The organism is Erwinia psidii, from assembly GCF_003846135.1.
Lineage (GTDB): Bacteria > Pseudomonadota > Gammaproteobacteria > Enterobacterales > Enterobacteriaceae > Erwinia > Erwinia psidii.
In genome coordinates this window covers 44,662-67,333 of record NZ_RHHM01000015.1, presented here as the reverse complement: position 1 = coordinate 67,333, position 22,672 = coordinate 44,662, and the positions used below count along the sequence as shown (strand labels likewise).

The following is a 22,672-nucleotide window of genomic DNA, read 5'->3' as shown; positions in this document are numbered from 1 at the left end:
AGAATACGATGACAGGGGCAGGAATACAATGAAACCGGCCGGATTTCCCGGCCGGCCAGGCTCAGTCCCGCTGACCGATATCGCGCAGCTTTTTGCCACTTAACAGGTTGCGTTCGATATGTTCCAGAGAGACGTTTTTAGTTTCCGGGATCAGACAAATTGTCAGGACGATAAAGAACACGTTCAGCGCTGCATATACCCAGAAGGTATTCGCATTGCCCAGTGAGTTCAGCATGGTCAGGAAGGTTGCGCCAACGATCATGTTGGCAATCCAGTTAGTCGCGGTGGAAACGGTGATGCCAAAATCACGGCCTTTCAGCGGCTGGATTTCAGAACAGAGTACCCAGATTAGCGGACCTGCACTCATCGCAAAACCGACAATAAACATCAGCAGCATAGCGACGGCAAAATATTGCGAGCCAGTCGAATGGATGCCCACGTGCAGCATGGTGCCAAGAATACCCATGCCCAGCGCCATCACCATAAAGCCCAGGATAAGCGTTGGCTTACGGCCCCAGCGATCGACCAGACCGATAGCGATAAAGGTTGCCAGCACGTTGATCAGACCAACAATGACGGTACCCCACATCTGCTCAGTGGTATTGGTAAAGCCAGCGATTTCGAAAATTTTCGGTGCGTAATACATAATAACATTCATACCGGTGAACTGCTGCATTACCTGTAAAAGAATGCCGAGGTACACTGCACGACGGAAATTGCTGTTGTCTTTAAACAGGCTCCAGCCGGACTGTTTGATTTTAAGACTTTCGCGGATTTCATCCAGCTCACGTTTTGCCTGTTCGCTGGTGTCACGCAGACGATCAAGTACGCGCTGTGCGCTGCGGAAATCGCCTTTCGCTGCCAGCCAGCGAGGGCTGTTAGGCAGAAAAAACACCCCCACCAGAAGAAGGGCGGCAGGGATAGTGATGATGCCCAGCATCCAGCGCCATTCGCCCGTAAAACTGAAGGCGGTATCAGAAAGATAAGCACCCAGAATACCGATAGTGATCATCAGCTGGTAAAGCGAAATCATACTGCCGCGGATTTTCTCCGGGGCGATTTCTGAGAGGTAAAGCGGTGCTGTGTATGACGCGACACCCACGGCCAGACCAAGCAGGACACGGGCCATAATCAGCATTTCTGGGTTGGTGGCAAGCGCCGACCACAGGGAACCGATGACAAACAGGATCGCGCCGATCATCAGGCTCTTTTTACGCCCAAGACGCGATGACAACCAGCCACTACCAATCGCCCCGACTGCGGCACCAAACATCATTGAACTGACGATCCATTCCTGCTGATGTGCAGTCACGTTGAAGTCTTTCGCGATAAAGGGCAACGCCCCCGCAATCACCCCGATATCGAGTCCAAATAACAGACCGGCCAGTGCCGCAAGGAAGCAGACGAATAAGGTCATTGCCTTATTCGACGTTCTGCTTGATTTCTTATTAACAGGCATAAAGCCTCCATATCAGTGGTACTGCTTATTGTTGTTATGAATGTTAGAAAACCCTGGCAGGTAAGACTGTGTTTCGGATTACAAGAATGTAACCGTTTACACACGAAATCTTTTACAAAAAGGGAATTCTCATACGCGCTTACGCTTTATAACCAGCTTGTCATAGCAGTAAACAGTTTCTCCTGCTTATCTGACCATCCTCTATCAGACAGCGCTGAAAATAGCGCATTTTGATGATAGCTGTTAAGGCTAAAAATTCTTAATTATCGGAGAAATAAACTTTTTCTTACTGTAATCGCTAACATTTTTGCGACTGTATGACGGCAAAAGAAGGGAGAAGTAACAATAATGTGCAATCTGTGGGCAGCAAAAAGGGCACCCCTGGTGCCCTTAACACGGTAAATCGTGACTTATTACAGACCGGCAGCCTCACGTAACTGTGCCGCTTTGTCGGTTTTTTCCCATGGGAAGTGTTCACGACCAAAGTGACCGTAGGCCGCTGTCTCACGATAGATTGGATGCAGCAGATCCAGCATCTGAATCAGGCCATAAGGACGCAGGTCAAAGAATTCACGTACCAACAGCGTCAGCTGCTCGGTTGGCACTTTTTCAGTACCGAAGGTTTCCACCATGATTGACGTGGGTTCAGCCACACCGATGGCGTATGAAACCTGAATTTCACAGCGATCCGCCAGACCGGCAGCCACGATGTTTTTCGCTACGTAGCGCGCCGCATAAGCTGCTGAGCGGTCAACTTTTGATGGATCCTTACCGGAAAACGCACCGCCACCGTGACGGGCCATACCGCCGTATGTGTCCACGATGATTTTACGGCCGGTCAGACCACAGTCACCCATCGGGCCACCGATAACGAAACGACCGGTTGGATTAATGTGATATTTGGTGCTGTCATTGATCCATTCTGTTGGCAGAACCGGTTTGATGATCTCTTCCATAACTGCTTCCTGCAGATCTTTCTGCGAGATATTTTCCGCATGTTGAGTGGAAAGCACCACGGCATCAATACCAACGATTTTGCCTTCATCGTACTGGAAGGTGATTTGGCTTTTTGCATCGGGACGCAGCCAGGGCAGCGTTCCGTTTTTGCGGACTTCGGACTGGCGCTGCACCAGGCGGTGCGCGTAGGTCACTGGCGCTGGCATCAGCACGTCAGTTTCATTGGTGGCATAGCCGAACATCAGGCCCTGATCGCCTGCACCCTGCTCCAGCGGGTCGGCGCGGTCAACGCCCTGATTAATATCGGGAGACTGCTTACCGATGGCATTCAGTACCGCACAGGAGTTGGCATCAAAACCCATATCGGAATGGACATAACCGATTTCACGCACGGTGTTGCGGGTGATCTCTTCGATATCGACCCATGCGCTGGTGGTGATTTCACCACCCACCAGTACCATGCCGGTTTTAACATAGGTTTCGCAGGCAACGCGCGCTTTTGGATCCTGCTCAAGAATAGCATCAAGCACGGCATCGGAAATCTGGTCCGCGATTTTATCGGGATGTCCTTCTGAGACGGACTCTGAAGTAAACAGGTGTTTGGCCATTTTTTCTTTACCTTACTGAAACGGGTTGAAATCGACAGCATAGCGCTTGGACAGAAACAGATGGTTGTTTTCAGCGCCCCCTCAGGCAAAGCCATGAGCAGCACATAAATGTAAGACGCTTAGAAGTTAACCAGTATAGATGGATTAACATCTGGATGGCTATTTTAGGGTAGTCACTCAGCGGATTGCCAGCGTTTTTTTATCTGAAAACATGCAAGACAGTAATCAAAGCGGCAAATTTTGCTGAAGGCATTGCTGTTTTGCACGATTTGATTTGGCAACCGCAGCCAGCTGGCCATATAAAATGCTGATGCTTTGCGTCCGGTGATCCTCCTTTATTGCACCTGAATTAAATGAACAGCGCTGTCAGCATGGTTTTTTGCCACTCTTAACTTACGTGGAGTGTGAATAATACTGGCGAAAAAATGGCGGCCTGGTCCATGCGGTTCATTACCTGTTATCTGAGTGGGTATCAGGAGCGTGGACGGTTTAATGTTACACTTATCACACCGTGAGGTGCCGCATCCTGGCGTTTTATACTGATATTAACCCTTCATGGTGGCTTGTTGTTGCGGCTTTTCCCTGTAATAGTAGTTGACTGTTTCACATCATTGAAATTCGAGGCTCGCGATGTCTGACGATATCAAGACAACTAAAAGTTCGTCAGCAGGCGAACGAAGGGAACTCCGCTCCATGCAGGAGGTGGCCATCAGCGATGAGGATGCCAGCAAAATGCTGCGTACCTACAATATTGCATGGTGGGGTAATAACTATTACGACATCAATGAACTGGGGCATATTACCGTCTGCCCCGATCCTGATGTTCCTGAAGCGCGCGTCGATCTGGCGAAGTTGGTCAAAGAGCGCGAAGCTGAGGGACAGCGGCTGCCAGCGCTATTTTGCTTTCCGCAGATCCTGCAACATCGTTTACGTTCAATTAATGCCGCCTTCAGACGCGCGCGTGAATCTTATGGTTATCGCGGTGACTATTTCCTGGTTTATCCGATCAAGGTTAATCAGCATAAGCGCGTCATTGAGTCGCTGATTAATTCCGGTGAACCGCTGGGGCTGGAAGCAGGTTCAAAAGCAGAGCTGATGGCTGTACTGGCCCATGCCGGTATGACCCGAACGGTAATCGTGTGCAACGGCTACAAGGATCGCGAATACATTCGCCTGGCTCTGATCGGCGAGAAGATAGGCCACAAAGTCTATCTGGTGCTGGAAAAAATGACCGAAGTGAAGCTGGTGCTCGAAGAGGCCGAGCGTCTGAATGTGGTTCCGCGCCTTGGGATCCGTGCGCGCCTGGCTTCACAGGGTTCGGGCAAATGGCAGTCCAGCGGCGGCGAGAAATCGAAATTTGGTCTGTCGGCGTCGCAGGTGCTACAGCTGGTGGATATTATGCGTGGTGCCGGGCGTCTGGAAAGTCTGCAACTGCTGCATTTCCATCTTGGTTCACAAATGGCCAACATCCGTGATATCGCTACTGGCGTGCGTGAATCCGCGCGTTTCTACGTGGAGCTGGCGAAGCTGGGCGTCAATATTCAGTGCTTTGACGTTGGCGGTGGACTTGGGGTGGATTATGAAGGAACCCGCTCGCAGTCAGATTGTTCTGTCAACTATGGCCTGAACGAATACGCCAATAACGTTATCTGGGCAATTGGCGATGCCTGTGATGAACATCATTTGCCGCACCCGACGGTGATCACCGAATCCGGGCGTGCAGTGACCGCGCATCATACCGTACTGGTTTCCAATATCATTGGGGTTGAGCGCAATGAGTTCAGTACGCCGGTCGCACCTTCTGTTGATTCACCACGTCCGATTATCAGCATGTGGGATACCTGGCAGGAGATGCACCAACCCAATAACCGGCGTTCGTTGCGTGAATGGCTGCATGACAGTCAGATGGACCTGTTTGATATCCACACCGGCTATTCGCAGGGAACCTACGATCTCACCCAACGTGCGTGGGCTGAACAGCTCTATCTGAGCATTTGCCACTATATTCAGCAACATCTGGACCCTAGCAACCGCGCACACCGGCCGATTATCGATGAATTGCAGGAACGTATGGCGGATAAGATTTACGTCAACTTCTCGCTTTTTCAGTCAATGCCGGATGCGTGGGGGATCGATCAGCTGTTTCCGGTTTTACCACTGGAAGGTCTGAATAAATCGCCTGAGCGCCGTGCGGTATTGCTGGATATTACCTGTGATTCTGACGGAACTATCGACCACTACGTAGATGGCGATGGTATTGCCACCACCATGCCAATGCCACAGTACGATGTGGATAATCCACCGATGCTGGGTTTCTTCATGGTGGGGGCCTACCAGGAAATTCTGGGTAACATGCATAATCTGTTTGGCGATACCGAAGCGGTTGATGTGTTTGCTTTTGAAGATGGCAGCGTCGAGGTTCAGCTTTCCGATGAGGGCGATACCGTCGCTGATATGCTTGAGTATGTGCAGCTTGACCCGAAAGAGTTGCTCACCCACTTCCGCAATCAGATTAAACGCAGCGAGCTGGATGAGGAACTGCGTGCACAGTTTATGGCAGAGTTTGAATCTGGCCTGTATGGCTACACCTATCTGGAAGACGAATAGTCTTCTCTGCTTTCAGCGTCCGACGCTCCGCCAGGCGGTGCTGAAAATAAACAGGCAATCAGTTATGACTCAAATCCCTTCCCTGTCGGGTTCAACGACGCGGCGGGGATTTTTTTCACCGCACAGCCAGTAACCCCTGGCTGAGAGTAAAAGAGGCGTTGCTATGAATAATACCCTGGGTAATCAGTATGATAACTCTTTGGTTTCTAATGCGTTTGGATTTATGCGCTTCCCGGTTAACTTCCAGCCTTACGACAGTGATGCCGAGTGGGTGATCACTGGCGTTCCTTTCGACGCCGCCACGTCTGGCCGTCCGGGAAGCCGTCTTGGCCCTGGCGCAATCCGCCAGATTTCCACTCATCTGGCGTGGGAAGGCTGTCGCTGGCCATGGAACTTCGATCTGCGACAGCGGCTGAAAGTGATCGATTGTGGCGATCTGGTGTATGCCTTTGGTGACTCGCAGGATCTGAGTGACAAATTGCAGGCCCACGCCGAAAAACTTCTGGAAAACGGTAAGCGAATGCTGACCTTTGGTGGCGATCACTACGTTACGCTGCCGTTGTTGCGTGCCCATGCGAAGCATTTTGGCAAAATGGCGCTGGTCCATTTTGATGCACACACGGATACCTATTCTAATGGACCGACGTTTGACCATGGCACCATGTTCTGGACCGCACCAAAAGAGGGGTTGATTTCGCCAGAACATTCGGTACAGATCGGGATTCGCACCGAGTTTGATGCCTCGCTTGGTTTTACTGTGCTGGATGCAGCTCAGGTGAACGATCGAAGCGTTGATGACCTCATTGCCGAAGTGAAAAAAACCGTAGGTGCTTTGCCGGTCTATCTGACTTTTGATATTGACTGTCTCGATCCGGCGCATGCGCCCGGCACCGGTACGCCGGTCATTGGTGGATTAACCACCGATAAGGCAACCAAACTGCTGCGTGGCTTACAGGGGCTGAATATTGTCGGCATGGACCTGGTAGAGGTGGCCCCCGGTTACGATAGCTCCGATCTGACCTCGCTGGCGGCAGCCACGCTGGCGCTGGATATGCTACACGTACAGGCGGTGAACAAAGACGCGGGCCAGCAGGGCTGAGCGGGGTTAGTGACCAGCTTTGATCCGCGCTCTGATATGCTCTGCGCGCGACTGTGAAGGCGGATGGGAATCAAACATGCTGCTGCTGCCATTTTCCATTTTTGCCAGCTTACCAAAGCTGGTTTCCAGCCCCACTGGACTGATACCACGCTTTTTCAGCAAATCATAGGAGTAGTCGTCTGCCTGCATCTCCTGCTTCCGGGAGAACTGAGCATTAACCAGCTTTTCGCCCAGTTCTCCCAGTTGTGACTGCGACAGGGTTGCCGTCACGCCGCCCAGAGAGGCGGCGGCGGAACGCAGTGCCGTTGCGCTATAAGCCACCTGCATAGCGCGGCGGGTATGGCCCAGCGCTACATGGCCCATCTCATGGCCCAACACCCCCTCCACTTCATTATCGCTCATCAGGTCCATTAAACCGCTGTAGACACGAATACAGCCGTTGGCCATCGCCCAGGCATTGACATCATCGGTCAGGTAGACCTTATAGCTTGCAGGGGTGCCGTTAATGTTGTCGCCGAGCGCTGTGGCTATTTTACTGAGTCGCTGGCTGTAGATACTGTTAGCTGGCGCGATCCTGGCTTTGCTGTCGATCTGTTCGCAGGCTTTGGCGCTCAGCGCTTTTACCTGTTTGTCACTGAGAGAGGCGGCCTGAAAAGCCTGAGTGCCGGAGTAAATCAGGGCGGTGCTGTTCATATTCTGGCAGCCTGAAAGCACCATCATCAGGGGTATCGCGGTTAATGATTTAATCAGTTTCATTTTATCCATCCATGAGATAACAAATACCCGACGTGGCAGGCAGTGATAAAAACATGCATCATGTTAACGTGTTGCCTGCCAGTGAGTAGCTCCAGTGTCTGAAAATGCAATCAGGGTTCTGTTTTTTTGCTGCCCTCGTCATGTACATGTCCCCCGTTTTTCATGTACATTGAGGGTCGACTTTTTCAACCTTGCCTTATAACTCATTGATTAATCACTGTTAGACGGCGAAGCTTTAACCCGACCGGGAGTAGAACATGTCTTCTCGTAAAGAGCTTGCGAATGCCATTCGCGCTTTAAGTATGGATGCGGTACAAAAAGCGAAATCCGGTCATCCGGGTGCACCAATGGGAATGGCAGATATTGCTGAAGTGTTGTGGCGTGATTTTCTCAACCATAACCCGGCTAACCCGCTGTGGGCCGATCGCGATCGTTTTGTGCTGTCCAATGGCCACGGCTCCATGCTGATCTACAGCCTGCTGCACCTCAGCGGTTACGATTTACCGATCGCTGAACTGGCTAATTTCCGCCAGTTGCATTCCAAAACGCCAGGTCACCCGGAATACGGCTACACCGCCGGTGTGGAAACGACCACCGGCCCGCTGGGGCAGGGGATTGCCAATGCCGTAGGGATGGCGATCGCAGAACGTACTCTGGCAGCACAGTTCAATCGCCCGGATCATAACGTTGTCGATCACCACACCTATGTGTTTATGGGCGATGGCTGCATGATGGAAGGTATTTCCCATGAGGTTTGCTCGCTGGCTGGAACGCTGAAACTCGGCAAACTGGTGGCGTTCTACGACGATAACGGTATCTCGATCGACGGTCACATTGAAGGCTGGTTCACTGATGACACCGCACAGCGCTTTGAATCATATGGCTGGCATGTTGTACGTGGCGTGGATGGTCATGATGCGGAGTCAATCAAAAAAGCCGTTGCGCAAGCACAGGCGATGAGCGATAAGCCATCACTGCTGATGTGCAAAACCGTCATTGGTTTTGGCTCACCAAACAAAGCCGGTACCCATGACTCACATGGTGCGCCGCTGGGTGACGATGAAATCGCCCTGACCCGTAAACAACTGGGCTGGAGCCATGCTCCGTTTGAAATTCCACAGGACATTTATGCTCAGTGGGATGCAAAAGAAGCCGGTCAGGCGAAAGAAGCGGCCTGGAACGAGAAGTTTGCTGCTTATCAGCGTGCTTTCCCAGCGCTGGCGGCAGAGTTCAAACGTCGTATGAGTGGTGAACTGCCGGAAAACTGGCACGCTGAATCGCAGAAATTTATCGAACAGTTACAGGCTAATCCTGCCAGTATCGCCAGTCGTAAAGCGTCCCAGAATACGCTGGAAGCCTTTGGTAAGCTGTTACCAGAATATCTGGGTGGCTCCGCCGATCTGGCCCCCAGCAACCTGACAATGTGGTCCGGTTCCAGGGCAATCAACGAGGATGCAGCGGGTAACTATATCCACTATGGCGTGCGTGAATTCGGCATGACCGCTATCGCCAACGGTATCACGCTGCATGGTGGTTTCCTGCCTTACACCGCCACTTTCCTGATGTTTGTTGAGTATGCTCGCAACGCGGCCCGTATGGCGGCGCTGATGAAAATTCGTCAGGTGATGGTCTATACCCACGACTCCATTGGTCTGGGTGAAGATGGCCCAACGCACCAGCCGGTTGAGCAGTTGGCCAGTCTGCGCGTGACGCCAAACATGAGCGTATGGCGTCCCGGCGATCAGGTCGAATCTGCCGTGGCATGGAAATATGCGATTGAGCGCCATGATGGTCCCACGGCACTGATCTTCTCCCGCCAGAATCTTGCACAGCAGCCACGCACTCCACAACAGCTGGAGAATATCGCTCGTGGTGCTTACGTGCTGAAAGCATGTGAAGGACAGCCGGAGCTGATCCTGATTGCGACAGGTTCTGAAGTGGAACTGGCCGTGGCAGCTTATGACAGACTGACCGCGGAAGGGCGCAAGGTCCGGGTGGTGTCCATGCCGTCGACGGATGCTTTTGATAAGCAGGATGAAGCTTACCGTGAATCTGTGCTGCCAAAGGCTGTCAGTGCGCGCGTCGCCATTGAAGCGGGTATTGCCGATTACTGGTACAAATACACCGGTCTGAACGGTGCGATTGTTGGCATGACCACCTTTGGAGAGTCCGCGCCAGCTGACCAGCTGTTCAGGGAGTTTGGCTTCACCGTGGAAAATGTGGTCGCCAAAGCGAAAGAACTGCTGTAAGTCTCAGGTTCGCCCGCCAGCGGGCGAACCTGCTTTACGTTATACCAGGGTTTCTTCTCTCAGGTGCAAATCGTGGCTCAACGACATCACTGGCTCTGGTATCCTTGATGCTGCGTTTTTCTCTGCTTCCTGTGGCTGCGGCTCATAGGGTTTTGAATGACCATAGAAGCGTCCGTTGGGATTGACCGACAGCGAGTCGCATTCAACGGTACCGTTCAGATGGCCGCTGGCATTGACCGCCAGTTCGAGGCTCCTGCAGACACCTTTCAGCTCACCGCTTATCTCAATCCGTTTGGCATAAACTTCACCATCCACCCGACCATTTTTTTGCACAAAGACCGTCTTTTCAGAAGTAACAGTGCCGTTTACTGCACCATTGATATGAATATCACCCACTGCACTTATCTCCCCCACGATCAGGCAGGTTTCAGGGATCGTCGTGGTATCTGGTACATCGTTTCGGGAAACGGCAGAGATGATGTCCTCAATATTGCCGTTTTTTGCCAGCTCGTTCTCTTCCGGCGAGACACCTTCGGGCTGCAGGGAAAGAGAGGAGGTGGGCTGATTAACGGTGCTTTCCTTACGTCTGAACATAGTTGGTTCCTTTTTGGATAGTAAATACCTGAGTGTCACTCCGGCGACAGTGGCTGATATCAGCCCGGTCAACAGTTTTGGGTACTGACGCCCCAGTTCCAGTGACGTTTCCCAGCCCAGGCTGAAGGTAGCCAGCGTTAAAGACCAAATCAGCCAGACAAGCCAAAGCAGGTTGTAGTTCATATTTCGGTGCGGTTTAAGCCAGGGGGAGAAAACGATGGGCAGGTGAGTTGAAGACAGGTATTGAGCCGTGCGGCTTTTACCTTATACTTTAAAGCCCTTCGTTCCTTCCCTGGAACGATTGTTAAACAGTCACGCTTACTGTTGTGTCTGCGGTGTACGCTAATTAACTTGGTTTTGCTAACACCAGACAACGGAATATTACATCTGGCGTCATTTACTTTACTCTTCAGCGTAAGAGGGGAGGTCTGATTTTAAGCGCTACCATTGCTAAATGTGATCCTCGTCAGAGTTTTAGCTTATTGATGAGGTTACTCATTCCAATTATTCCGCACTATGATTATTGTAGCTGAAACGTTTCAGTAGGCGTTGCCACAGGCAAAAACAAGGTTGAGTCTGGTAACAGCAGAGCAAGAATTCTCTGTACAAACGCAGATACCTGGCTCAGGCTAACGCTCCAGTTTTGCACTGAATTCTGATGCAGGAGTGATATGACGGTTCGCATTGCCATAAACGGTTTTGGTCGCATTGGACGTAATGTATTGCGGGCGCTTTATGAATCAGGACGCCACGATAACATCACCGTAGTTGCCATCAATGAGCTGGCTGAAGCTGCCGGTATGGCACATTTACTGAAATACGATACCAGCCATGGCCGTTTCGCCTGGCCTGTCCGTCAGCAGCGCGATTCATTGTGGGTTGGGGAAGATTGCATTCGTCTTCTGCACCGTGCCGGGATTGAGGATTTGCCCTGGCGTGAGCTGAATGTGGATGTGGTACTGGACTGCACCGGCGTGTATGGCAGTCGGGCTGATGGGGAGGCCCATCTTAGCGCCGGGGCAAAAAAAGTCCTGTTTTCACATCCGGGTGACAACAACCTTGATGCTACCGTAGTTTATGGTGTCAATGAAAAAGCGTTGAAATCGGATGACCTGATTGTCTCTAACGCCTCCTGTACCACGAACTGCATTATCCCTGTGATCAAACTGCTGGATGATGCCTTCGGCATTGAGTCTGGCACAGTGACCACCATTCACTCTGCGATGCATGATCAGCAGGTGATTGATGCCTATCATTCCGATCTCCGGCGCACCCGCGCGGCCAGTCAGTCAATCATTCCGGTGGATACCCGCCTTGCTGCCGGTATTTCACGAATTTTTCCGAAATTCAGTGACTGCTTTGAAGCGATTGCCGTGCGTGTGCCAACGATAAACGTGACTGCCATTGACCTGAGCGTGAGCGTTCGTTCTGCGGTCAACGCCTGCGAGGTCAACGCCCTGCTACTTGATGCCGCAGAGGGGGCATTTAATGGTATAGTTGACTATACGGAATTACCGTTAGTCTCCATAGATTTTAACCACGATCCGCACAGTGCCATTGTGGACGGCACTCAGACGCGGGTCAGCGGTCAGCACCTGATCAAAACGCTGGTCTGGTGCGACAACGAATGGGGCTTTGCTAACCGGATGCTTGACACCACGTTAGTGATGGCCGCCAGCGGCTTCAGCCAGGGCGCGGATTGCGCTTTTAAAATTTAGAGAATCAACGAGAGGACTCACCATGTCTGTAATTAAGATGACCGATCTGGATCTTGCCGGGAAACGTGTACTTATTCGCTCCGATTTGAACGTGCCGGTAAAAGATGGGATCGTTACGTCAGATGCACGTATTCGTGCCTCGCTGCCTACCATTGAAGCTGCCCTCAAACAGGGTGCAAAAGTGATGGTAACCTCGCACCTGGGACGTCCAACCGAGGGCGAATACAATGAAGAATTCTCCCTGCTTCCTGTTGTTAACTATCTGAAAAATAAAATTTCCTCCCCAGTGCGGTTGGCTAAGGACTACCTCGAAGGCGTCGATATTGCAGCCGGTGAGCTGGTGGTTCTGGAAAACGTTCGCTTTAACAAAGGCGAAAAGAAAGACGACGAAACTCTCGCTAAAAAATATGCGGCGCTGTGCGATATCTACGTAATGGATGCCTTTGGTACCGCGCACCGCGCCCAGGCTTCCACGCATGGCGTTGGAAAATTCGCGCCCGTGGCCTGTGCTGGTCCGCTGCTGGCAGATGAGCTGGAAGCGCTGGGTAAAGCCCTGAAAAACCCCGCCCGTCCAATGGTTGCCGTCGTCGGTGGTTCTAAAGTTTCCACTAAATTCGATGTGTTGAATTCGTTGGTGAAAATTGCGGATACCGTGATTGTGGGTGGTGGTATTGCCAACACCTTCGTGGCTATTGATAACAATGTGGGTAAATCACTGTACGAGCCAGATTTTGTTGAGGCAGCGAAGAAACTGCGTGATGAATTCGGCATTCCTGTCCCAACGGACTCCCGTGTGGGGACAGAATTCTCTGAAACTGCGCCATCTGTTGTGAAGAAAGTGACTGAAGTAAATGATAATGAAGAGATCATGGACTTTGGTGATGAAACCGCGCTGGCGATGGCTAAATTACTGAAAGAAGCCAAAACTATTTTGTGGAACGGCCCGGTTGGCGTATTTGAGTTCCCTAACTTCCGCAAAGGAACCGAAATTGTGGCGAGAGCCATCGCGGACAGCGACGCATTCTCTATCGCCGGTGGCGGTGATACGCTGGCGGCTATCGATCTGTTCGGTATCGAAGATAAGATTTCTTATATCTCTACTGGCGGTGGTGCTTTCCTTGAGTTTGTGGAAGGCAAAAAACTGCCGGCGGTTGCAATGCTTGAAGAACGCGCTAAACAGTAATTTTGCGGCGGGAGTTGATCTCCCGCGATAAAAAATTTGCCTCACTGACCAAATCCATTACTACGACCGACGAAACAGGACAAAACACATGTCTAAAATTTTTGATTTCGTAAAACCAGGCGTTGTCACCGGTGACGACGTGCAGAAAATTTTCAAAGTTGCCAAAGAGAATAAATTTGCGCTGCCAGCGGTAAACTGCGTGGGAACTGATTCTATCAACGCCGTTCTGGAAACGGCAGCGAAGGTCAAAGCACCGGTTATTATCCAGTTCTCCAATGGTGGTGCCGGATTTATCGCCGGTAAAGGCATTAAGTCTGACAAGCCGCAGGCTGCTGCAATCCTCGGTGCAATTTCTGGTGCTCATCACGTCCATCAAATGGCGGAACATTACGGCGTACCGGTCATCCTGCATACTGACCACTGTGCCAAGAAATTGCTCCCCTGGATCGACGGACTGCTGGACGCGGGTGAAGCCCACTTTGCGAAAACTGGTAAGCCGCTGTTTTCATCCCACATGATTGATCTGTCAGAAGAATCTCTGGAAGAAAATATAGAGATCAGCGGCAAGTATCTGGCGCGGATGGCGAAGATCAACATGACGCTGGAAATTGAACTGGGTTGTACCGGTGGTGAGGAAGATGGGGTTGATAACAGCCACATGGATGCCTCAGCCCTGTATACTCAGCCTGAAGATGTTGATTACGCTTATGAAAAATTGAGCGCCATCAGCCCACGTTTTACCATTGCCGCTTCTTTCGGTAACGTGCACGGTGTTTACAAGCCTGGCAACGTCAAGCTGACCCCGACCATTCTGCGTGATTCTCAGGAATACGTGAGCAAGAAACACAATCTGCCACATAACTCGCTGGATTTTGTCTTCCACGGTGGTTCCGGTTCTTCTGCTGCTGAAATTGAAGAGTCCATCAGCTACGGCGTCATCAAGATGAACATTGATACCGATACCCAGTGGGCGACATGGGACGGTATTCTGCAATACTACAAAAAGAATGAAGGCTACCTTCAGGCCCAATTGGGTAACCCTGAGGGCGCTGATAAACCAAACAAAAAATATTATGACCCGCGCGTATGGCTGCGTTCAGCCCAGACTTCAATGATCACCCGTCTGGAGCAGGCATTCAAAGAACTGAACGCGGTAGATGTTCTGTAATTTTTTTCATCGACTTCATGAGTCCCACCCCGGGGCCTTAATGAGATGATGCCATCCACCCTGTGAGCGGCAAGCTGACAGGGTGTTTTTTCAGCTTTGTACCACCGTCCCGGAAGGTGGTGATTGTTCCTGTCAGGCTACCACCGCCGCAGGAAGCCCATACCACAAAATTGCACCACGCTGTTCTTTCAACTGGTGAACACACTTATTCATCATCGACCTGCCAACATTCATTGCCACAGCAGCAGCGGGAACGGTGCGAGAACAAGCTGGGCAGCTTCAGGGCGAAATTCGGGGCTAAAATTCCGGCATAACGTAACCTGTTTTGGTCAGGAGACAATAATATGGTAAAGACATCCGTTTTGGTTCCACGCACTTTTTGAGTTTTTGGCGTTGAAATTAATCATCCGGTACGCTTCCGGCGTCAGAATTTTCAGGGACTCATGCGGGCGTTCACGGTTAGTCATTTCTCGGTGATTTCCCGCACCTCGTTCAGTGACCCAAACAGGTAAAAATCCAGTATCTCTGTCCTGTCGGTCCGGTTCACGTTAAAAAATACATTCTGTGTTAGCTTGTCCGGTTTAATAAATTCCGGGGTCACACCACGATTGCCGGCCCATTCGGTCAGGTATGGCTTCTGATATTGCGGCTTCACGACAGAAATTCTTAACCGTTCTGCCGACCTCAGAGGACTTGAGGACGGCAATAATGCAATATGCAGTAAACGGATTTTACGTATGGCGATCTCCTTTGCGGCAGTGCACAAGTCGGCCGGAAGATCTCTAAAAGTGAATGGCGCCATTATGCGGGATGGTTACATAATGACCTCCCCGCTGAAAACAGAACCAGTATAAATTAAGAGTGCCCGGTCATTTTTCCACTTCACCGGGGACTTTACCGTCTGCCCGGATAACAAATTATTAATTTCACAGGCTATTTGGCAGGCGACGCCATTTTTGGTTAGGATTAGGGTTTGGGATGTCAGCCGTGCTGGCAATGTATAACTGGTCACGGAGCGCCGTGAATAACAGGACAGGTAAATGGAAGATCTTAATGTAGTCGATAGCATCAATCACGCGGGGGGCTGGCTGGTGGACCATCAGGCACTTTTGGTGAGCTATGCCGTCAATATTGTCGCGGCCATCGCTATTATCATTATCGGGATGATTTTGGCGCGTCTGTTTTCCAATGCGTTAAACAAGCTCCTGATTGCCCGGCACATTGATGCCACCGTTGCTGATTTTTTGTCCGCACTGGTGCGTTACGGGTTGATAGCCTTTACGTTTATCGCGGCGCTTGGTCGTATTGGAGTGCAGACAGCGTCGGTCATCGCGGTGCTCGGTGCGGCGGGTCTGGCGGTTGGTCTGGCATTGCAGGGATCGCTGTCGAATCTTGCGGCGGGTGTACTGCTGGTGACGTTCCGTCCTTTCCGTACCGGCGACTTTATTGATATCGGAGTGATGGGGACCGTGATCAGCGTTCAGATTTTCTCCACCACCCTGAAATCATCCGATGGCAAAATTGTGGTGGTGCCCAACGGTAAAATTATTGCGGGTAATATTGTCAATTATTCCCGCGAACCGGTGCGTCGCAACGAATTTATCATCGGCGTGGCGTATGACGCCGATGTCGATCAGGTCATCGGGCTTTTGCAGGACGTTGTTGATGCTGAACCACGCGTACTGAAAGATATGGGGGTGCAGATCGGTCTGAATGAACTGGCAGCCTCTTCGGTCAATTTTGTTGTGCGTTGCTGGAGTAATGCGGGTGATTTGCAGAGCGTGTACTGGGATCTGATGAAAAATTTCAAGCGCACGTTGGATGCGAATAATATCGGTATTCCTTATCCGCAGATGGATGTGCATTTGCATCATGAAAAGTCTGCGAAGCCGGCGGAAACGGCATCAGAATCATAACGCGACGCGGTACAAAACCGAATTAACCCTGCGTCAGGGTGGCCACCTTTTTTTATTCTTCTTCATTAGAAATACTGATTTAAGATTAAATTATTGAATTTTTTCTAATGATTTTTCTTCGCTACACTCCTCGCAACGGTTGATACGAGGGAAAAGGGATGTTGATGGTATATATGCAGGGGATGATGTTTGGGGCTGCCTTAATCATGCCGCTGGGTCCGCAAAATATGTTTGTGATGAATCAGGGAATGCAGCGTCAGTATCACCTGATGACGGCGGGCCTGTGTACGCTGAGTGATGTCATACTGATATGTGCGGGGATCTTTGGCGGCAGTGCGCTGCTGGTAAAATCCTCACTGCTGCTGAATCTGGTCACCTGTGGCGGCGTTCTTTTTCTGTTGTGGTATGGCGGGGGAAATTTTCGTGCTGCACTGGTCGGCATAAATAAAGTATCCCCGGATAGGGTAATAATACACGACCGGTGGCGAAGTATTGTTACGGTGATGGCAGTCACCTGGCTTAATCCGCATGTCTGGATCGATACTTTTGTGGTGACAGGCAGCGTGGGAGGACAGCTAGCCGCGGCGGCGCGTGGCTGGTTTGCATTCGGTTCTGTCAGTGCTTCGCTGCTGTGGTTTTTTAGTCTGGCGTGGCTGGCTTACTGGCTTTCTCCCTGGCTGCAAGCAGCCAGGGTGCAGCGCATGATTCATTTTTTGGTCGCGATGGTGATGTGGTGGATGGCTCTCAAACTGGCACAGGGAGCTTTCTGGTAAGGGAACTTACGTGGGCAATGGCAGTATCAGGTGGCGCGTTTTAAGGCGCTCCAATACGTCTGCTGTACTCTGATGCACAATGGTAACGTACGCCCATGGCAAGGGGGGAAAAACACACCGTTTGAAAAATTTCGTTTATCTGTTATAGCTAATCTATACTTATCCACCAAAGATCCAGGTGATATTTTTCCGAAAGAAAACCTCATAATAAAATGCTTAGTGCAAAAAACCGGGAAAGTAAAAAGCATTGATATAAAAAAAGACAATCATCTTACTGAGTAAAACGCACAATTCTTCTGGTGGGAATAAATAATTTGGAAAAATTATACGGATTATTTTTTATGTGTATATTAGCCGGTCTGCCAGCATTCAATATCGCGGCGCAGCCATTTTTAAAATTTCAATCTTTGGATTCGTCCTTGTATGCTTTTGGTGGCAATAAAGTCGATCCTTCAAAAACGTTATCACCGGTGGTTGAAGCCTGGGGGGACTACAGTATTGGTGATATGTATGTCTATGGTATCTGGCAACGTTCTTTACAGGGAGACTATGTTGGTAGCACAAGCACTTATTATTATAAGGCCGTGCCACGATTAAGTCTGTCCAGGAACATCAATAAAGATATCTCTTATGGGGTATTTAAAGACGCATCGGCTGCATTGTGGATATCACGCAGCAAAGGGGAGGGCTTCAGCTATTATCCAGGACTGGCACTGGACTGGCAGATCCCAGGTTTTTCATGGTTACGAACCATCTATTATTATGAGCATAATTACCATAAAGGCTGGGATGATCGGCGTTTACATATTGATTATGGCTATCCATTTCATACTACTATGGGGGATTTTCGCATTGTCGGTACTTTTGATATGACATCCGGTCAAGGAAATAACCCTGTGATGATCGATTTTAAACCTGAATTACACTACGACTTAGGTCAGGCACTGGGCTACCCGTCAGGGCATTTATGGCTTGGTGCAGTGATTGAACCAATTAAAAATAAATACAAGATTGAAGACTCATCCTACTACCACAGCAACCAGTTTAGTTATGGCATAATGGTTCGCTATAGTTTTTCTTTTTTTCCAGATTAACTTTCAGAACAGTAATGATAAAGAGGTGGAGTTCGATGGGGTATAATCCAGGTAAAATCTATTGCTGGTCCGTGTTAATTGTTTTTAGTTTGCTTTTTTTTATTATTACGGCAACAACATTTACTTCATTAGGTGTTGTGCTACCTGCAATGGTGCAGGAATTTAACTGGAGCTGGGCCAGTGCTGGGTTAGGATTCTCATTGCTTGGATTAGCTTGTGGGCTATCCAGCTATCTGCCAGCGATAACTATCCGCCATTATGGTGTCAGGATGACACTGTTTATTGGGGGCATTATTCTGGCTACGGGGTTTGCCTGTTTATATGCTCTGCATACATTGCAGGTATATTTTATTGCAACGATAATGTTGGGTATTGGGTTTAGTTTTGTGGCGACAGTACCAGGTACATTTGTTCTGAGCCGCCTGTTTCAAAGACAGACGCTTACATTTGGCATCTATTTTTTTGTTGGTGGTTTGGGTGGCGTTGTAGGACCGTTTCTCTATTTTTTATCCGTCGGGGTATGGCATAGCTGGCGTATGCACTGGGCGATAAGCGGTATCTCAATCGTGGTGATGCTGGCCATCACGATTATCACCATGAAAGAAAATGCAACGGAACAGGCACACAGTGAAAGTATCAGTAAACACCCCCTTCGCCATCAGAATGCCGCTAAGCCGGATGTGCAGCAAACCTGGTCTGTCACCGAGGCATTTAAAACCTGGCAGTTTTATGTCATTGCTGCCGCGTATACCTCTTTCCTGCTTTGTGACATCACGGTTAACAGCTTTGCTGTCACCCAAATCTGCGAACAGGGGTATTCCGCCACCTTCGCCGGTAGTCTGCTAAGTATTCAGGCATTAATTAATGCATTTTCCCGTGTCGGTGGTGGTATTTTGGGGGAGTTTGTTCGGTCGAAAAAACTACTGCTTATCAGCCTTTCCTTTATTATCGTGGGCATGCTTGCGATAAGTCAGGCCAATTCATCGTTGGCACTGTTCTTATTTACAGTCGGTATAGGGGTTGGTAGCGGCATAATATTTTTAGCAAGCAGTGTATTGCTGACCGAATACTATGGCCGACAGCCTTATCTTGAACTGTTTTCTGTCATGAACCTGATTTCAACCATTGCCTGCTTCGGGCCGCTGCTGGCTGGCATGATCAAAGATATTGGCGGAACCTTTTCGAGTGCTTTTCTGATTTATGCAGTGGTTCCACTGGTTATTTTTCTGCTGGTCATCCCGATGAAAAGACCTCAGAAGACAATCAATACGCATAACAGTGTGATATCTGAATAAGCCTCCTTCGCAATTAAAAATGGTGATATCTGAGAGAACTGAACATGTCTGATTCGAAAAAAAATATTGAGTTTGGTGTATTTTTACCCATTGCCAGTGGTGGATGGATTATTTCAAAAAATACCCCACCACTGACGGCTTGCTGGGCGCAAAACCGTGAGGCGGCTATTCTTGCCGATCAAATTGGCCTCGACTTTATTATGTCGATGGGGAAATGGCGCGGATTTGGTGGAGAAACAGATCACTGGGGAGCTTCACTTGAATCCGTTACCCTGATGGCGGCGCTGGCAGAATGTACTCATCACGCGAAATTAATCGCCACCATGCATGCAGGATTACATAATCCCGCCGTCACCGCCAAGATGATCACCACCCTTGATCAAATCAGTCATGGTCGCGCAGGATTAAATATTGTTTCTGGTTCATTCAAAAATGAATTTCATCAAATGGGCGCCTGGAATGAGCAGTTATCTCATGACGATCGCTACGATATGACCGAGGAGTGGACCACCGCAATTAAACGTTTGTGGTCCGAGCCAGAGGTCACATTTGATGGTCACTATTTCCAGTTGAATGCATGTGTTTCTGACCCCAAACCAATCTCCACACCACGACCTTATCTTCTTTGCGCTGGCCAGTCAGAAAAAGGGATGAGATTCACCGTACAAAACACGGATGCCTGTTTTATCGGTGGAAAAGATGAGGTGGAAACGAAAAAACTCAGTCAGATGGCTCGTCGCATCGCACGGGAATACCAGACAGAGATTAAAGTCTTTTGTATGTGTACGCTCATTATTGCCGATACGGATGCAGAGGCCGAGGCGTTGGCAGAGCATTATCGGGAAGGGCTGGATGTCGGTGCTGTTGAAGGAATGATTAGTAGTTTTGGTGTTGATATTGCAAGTGCCAAAAGCATGTTTGAACGTGCCTGTAATGCATTTATGACCCATACCGCCATTGGTTGTGCGCAAACCTGCCAGCAGCAGGTGGAGGAACTGATCCGGGAGTGTGAACTGGATGGCGTGATGCTGATTTTCCCGGACTATTTTGAGGGTCTGACACGCTTTGGTCGTGATGTGTATCCGGGGTTGAAAGTGTCCCTGGCTTCACATGCTGTGTAAAGGTTGATTGCAGCGTCTTGAAATATCATTGACGGAGTTTGTACTTTATCAGCGAAAAGAGGTGGTGAGCCCAATAGCTGAATATATATTGGTCGTATTGCATCAACGGCAGCAGTCCGGCAAAGAAGGCGAGTCAGCAGACAGGCAGACTGTTCTTCTCCGTCCATGTGCCGATACGGCCTTGTCCATCACTCAATATTTACCCAACTGGTTCTCAAACTGGCACAGGGGGCTTTCTGGTAAGGGAACTCACCCTGGCAATGGCGGTCATAACCTGGCGCGTTCAGGACATTGACAGGTTCTGAGGAACAACATGCTGACGGGGCGCTTTCCCGCTCCCGTCCCGACTATAACAACCAGCTCCCAGGGAGAAACCCAGTGAAGCTCACCACTATGGCTCTGGCCGCAGTAATTGGAGTAGGCGCCTTACCCAGCGTCTTACTGGCGGATGAACTGCCGAACGGCCCACATATTGTCACTTCTGGCCAGGCCAGTGTGGAGGCCATTCCTGATATCGCCACGTTGTCGATCGAAGTGAATGTTTCTTCAGGTGAGGCGGCAGAAGCCAAGAAACAGGCTGATGCCCGTGTGGCACAATATTTTGATTTTCTTGCTAAAAATGGCATTGAGAAAAAAGATATCAGTGCAGCCAATCTGCGGACGCAGCCAGAATATGATTATCTGAAAGACGGCAAATCGCAGCTGAAAGGCTATCGCGCTGTACGCCAGGTACAGGTTACCCTGCGTCAGCTGGATAAACTGAACGGGTTGCTGGATGGTGCACTCAAATCCGGTCTGAATGAGATCCGTTCTGTGGATCTGGGGGTGTCTGAACCTGCCCGATATCGTGATAAGGCCCGTCAGGCAGCGACAGAGGATGCCATACAGCAAGCCGGAGCGCTGGCAAAAGGCTTTAATGCGAAGCTGGGGCCAGTCTGGAGTATTCGTTATCATGTGGCAAATTATCAGCCAATGCCGGTTTCCCGCATGTTTAAAACAGCCGATGCAGCGCCGATGGCTTCTGCCGCACAGACCTATGAGCAGCAGAGCATTCATTTTGATGATCAGGTCGATGTGGTCTTCGAACTGCAGCGCAATCAGTAAAGCAGACGCACTTTCCTGCTCAGGGAGCCTGACGTAGTACCCGGTGGCCGTGGGCAATAAGCGCGTCGGTCACCTTACGCATCAGACGACTCTCCGGTGCAAAGCGGTGCCAGTAGAGCATCCTGCGCTGGAGTAATCCCGGCGTAAGGTCAATCAGTTCGCCCTCGGCCAGTTCGCGCTCGATTTGCAAGTGTGGGATCATACAACAGGTAGTGCCCTGGCGTGCCAGTTGTACGAACGCTTCTGAGGAGTTCACGATATGGCAGGGGACACTGCCCGGTGACAAATCAAAATTCTGCTGTAGAAAAGCCTGATGCATATCATCCAGATGGTCAAAGGCCACCGCTGGCGCTTTTAACAGTGCAGAACGGGTCACGCCGTTTTTAAAATAGCGTGCCGCAAACGATTTCGAGCCGACAAAAAGGTAATCCAGCGCGCCAAGCTGGTCAACCAGACAGCTTGGTAACGGTTGTGGCTGGATACTGACCGCACCGACCACTTCACCCCGGCGTAGCCTTTCCTGCGTGCGGCTTTCGTCCTCCACCTGTAAGTTAAGGCGCACCGGTGAGTCGGTCAGCACTGTTTTCAGGGCAGGCAGCAACCATGTTGCCAGACTGTCTGCGTTGACCGCCAGCGACAGGAGGAGTGGGGTGGTGCCACCATTTTCATCGCCCAGCCACTCTTCTTCCAGCAGCTCAACCTGATGCAGTAACGCCAGCAATTTTTGCCCCTGCTCTGTCGGCCGTGGCGGAACCGTCCTTACCAGCAGCGGCTGACCGAACATGTTTTCCAGTTGTTTGATACGCTGAGAAACGGCTGACTGGGTAATGCACAGTTTTTGTGCGGCACGTTCAAAACCGCGTTCACGGATCACTGCATCCAGCGCCTGAAGCGTTCGATAATCCGGGCGTTTCATTGGTTCATTCAACTCTCTGTCAGGTGTGGATGGAGCACTATGCCATAAATTTGTC

At 50.3% G+C, this 22,672-nt stretch carries 17 protein-coding genes and 1 pseudogene; 12 read left to right on the top strand and 6 right to left on the bottom strand.

The genetic code is table 11. From position 1 onward, the window contains the following. Positions 1-61: 61 nt before the first annotated feature. Complete coding sequence (locus EB241_RS17130; protein WP_124234313.1) at positions 62-1,459, bottom strand: sugar porter family MFS transporter; 1,398 nt, start codon at positions 1,457-1,459, stop codon at positions 62-64. A gap of 413 nt (positions 1,460-1,872) precedes the next feature. Next, positions 1,873-3,024 carry a methionine adenosyltransferase gene (metK, locus tag EB241_RS17125; RefSeq protein ID WP_124234312.1) on the bottom strand — a complete coding sequence of 384 codons (1,152 nt, stop codon included), beginning with the start codon at positions 3,022-3,024 and terminating at the stop codon, positions 1,873-1,875. A gap of 630 nt (positions 3,025-3,654) precedes the next feature. Here metK and speA point away from each other — a divergent pair. Both speA and speB read left to right on the top strand, forming a co-directional pair. Further along, positions 3,655-5,631, top strand: a complete 1,977-nt coding sequence (gene speA / locus EB241_RS17120; protein WP_124234311.1) for a biosynthetic arginine decarboxylase — start codon at positions 3,655-3,657, stop codon at positions 5,629-5,631. A gap of 163 nt (positions 5,632-5,794) precedes the next feature. Then, the gene (speB, locus tag EB241_RS17115; RefSeq protein ID WP_124234310.1) at positions 5,795-6,730 is read left to right on the top strand and encodes an agmatinase; all 936 of its coding nucleotides are present in this window, start codon (positions 5,795-5,797) and stop codon (positions 6,728-6,730) included. 6 nt (positions 6,731-6,736) lie between these two features. On the opposite strand, the gene loiP is transcribed toward speB, so the two are convergent. Continuing rightward, positions 6,737-7,486, bottom strand: coding sequence for a metalloprotease LoiP (gene loiP / locus EB241_RS17110; protein ID WP_124234309.1), 750 nt, complete (start codon positions 7,484-7,486; stop codon positions 6,737-6,739). A gap of 257 nt (positions 7,487-7,743) precedes the next feature. Here loiP and tkt point away from each other — a divergent pair, with 257 nt between their 5' ends. Continuing rightward, complete coding sequence (tkt, locus tag EB241_RS17105) at positions 7,744-9,735, top strand: transketolase (RefSeq protein WP_124234308.1); 1,992 nt, start codon at positions 7,744-7,746, stop codon at positions 9,733-9,735. 39 nt (positions 9,736-9,774) lie between these two features. On the opposite strand, the gene EB241_RS17100 is transcribed toward tkt, so the two are convergent. Beyond that, positions 9,775-10,512: a bactofilin family protein gene (locus EB241_RS17100; protein WP_124234307.1), complete on the bottom strand. Its 738-nt coding sequence runs from the start codon at positions 10,510-10,512 to the stop codon at positions 9,775-9,777. A gap of 488 nt (positions 10,513-11,000) precedes the next feature. Between EB241_RS17100 and epd the strand changes: the two genes are divergently transcribed. The 3 genes from epd (at position 11,001) to fbaA (ending at position 14,398) form a co-directional block, all read left to right on the top strand. Continuing rightward, positions 11,001-12,047, top strand: a complete 1,047-nt coding sequence (gene epd, locus EB241_RS17095; protein ID WP_124234306.1) for an erythrose-4-phosphate dehydrogenase — start codon at positions 11,001-11,003, stop codon at positions 12,045-12,047. A gap of 22 nt (positions 12,048-12,069) precedes the next feature. Next, positions 12,070-13,230 (top strand): phosphoglycerate kinase, encoded by a 1,161-nt coding sequence (gene pgk / locus EB241_RS17090; protein WP_124234305.1) that lies wholly within the window; start codon positions 12,070-12,072, stop codon positions 13,228-13,230. 88 nt (positions 13,231-13,318) lie between these two features. After that, positions 13,319-14,398, top strand: a complete 1,080-nt coding sequence (fbaA, locus tag EB241_RS17085; RefSeq protein WP_124234304.1) for a class II fructose-bisphosphate aldolase — start codon at positions 13,319-13,321, stop codon at positions 14,396-14,398. A 329-nt stretch (positions 14,399-14,727) separates the two neighbouring features. Here the strand turns inward: fbaA and EB241_RS21640 are convergent. Next, a pseudogene (locus tag EB241_RS21640) lies at positions 14,728-15,026 on the bottom strand (integrase core domain-containing protein); the annotation flags it as partial. Between the two features lie 412 nt (positions 15,027-15,438). Between EB241_RS21640 and mscS the strand changes: the two are divergent. The 6 genes from mscS (at position 15,439) to EB241_RS17050 (ending at position 21,701) form a co-directional block, all read left to right on the top strand. Then, complete coding sequence (mscS, locus tag EB241_RS17075; RefSeq protein WP_124234302.1) at positions 15,439-16,314, top strand: small-conductance mechanosensitive channel MscS; 876 nt, start codon at positions 15,439-15,441, stop codon at positions 16,312-16,314. Between the two features lie 158 nt (positions 16,315-16,472). Next, positions 16,473-17,087 (top strand): LysE family transporter, encoded by a 615-nt coding sequence (locus EB241_RS17070; protein ID WP_124234301.1) that lies wholly within the window; start codon positions 16,473-16,475, stop codon positions 17,085-17,087. A gap of 341 nt (positions 17,088-17,428) precedes the next feature. Beyond that, the gene (locus EB241_RS17065) at positions 17,429-18,181 is read left to right on the top strand and encodes a hypothetical protein (RefSeq protein ID WP_124234300.1); all 753 of its coding nucleotides are present in this window, start codon (positions 17,429-17,431) and stop codon (positions 18,179-18,181) included. 35 nt (positions 18,182-18,216) lie between these two features. Further along, a complete protein-coding gene (locus tag EB241_RS17060; protein ID WP_124234299.1) occupies positions 18,217-19,476 on the top strand; it encodes an MFS transporter in 1,260 nt (419 codons plus the stop codon). A gap of 44 nt (positions 19,477-19,520) precedes the next feature. Further along, positions 19,521-20,597, top strand: coding sequence for an LLM class flavin-dependent oxidoreductase (locus EB241_RS17055; protein WP_124234298.1), 1,077 nt, complete (start codon positions 19,521-19,523; stop codon positions 20,595-20,597). A 378-nt stretch (positions 20,598-20,975) separates the two neighbouring features. Further along, positions 20,976-21,701 (top strand): oxidative stress defense protein, encoded by a 726-nt coding sequence (locus tag EB241_RS17050; RefSeq protein ID WP_199737380.1) that lies wholly within the window; start codon positions 20,976-20,978, stop codon positions 21,699-21,701. A 19-nt stretch (positions 21,702-21,720) separates the two neighbouring features. On the opposite strand, the gene EB241_RS17045 is transcribed toward EB241_RS17050, so the two are convergent. Continuing rightward, positions 21,721-22,617 (bottom strand): LysR family transcriptional regulator ArgP, encoded by an 897-nt coding sequence (locus EB241_RS17045; RefSeq protein WP_124234297.1) that lies wholly within the window; start codon positions 22,615-22,617, stop codon positions 21,721-21,723. Positions 22,618-22,672: the final 55 nt, after the last annotated feature.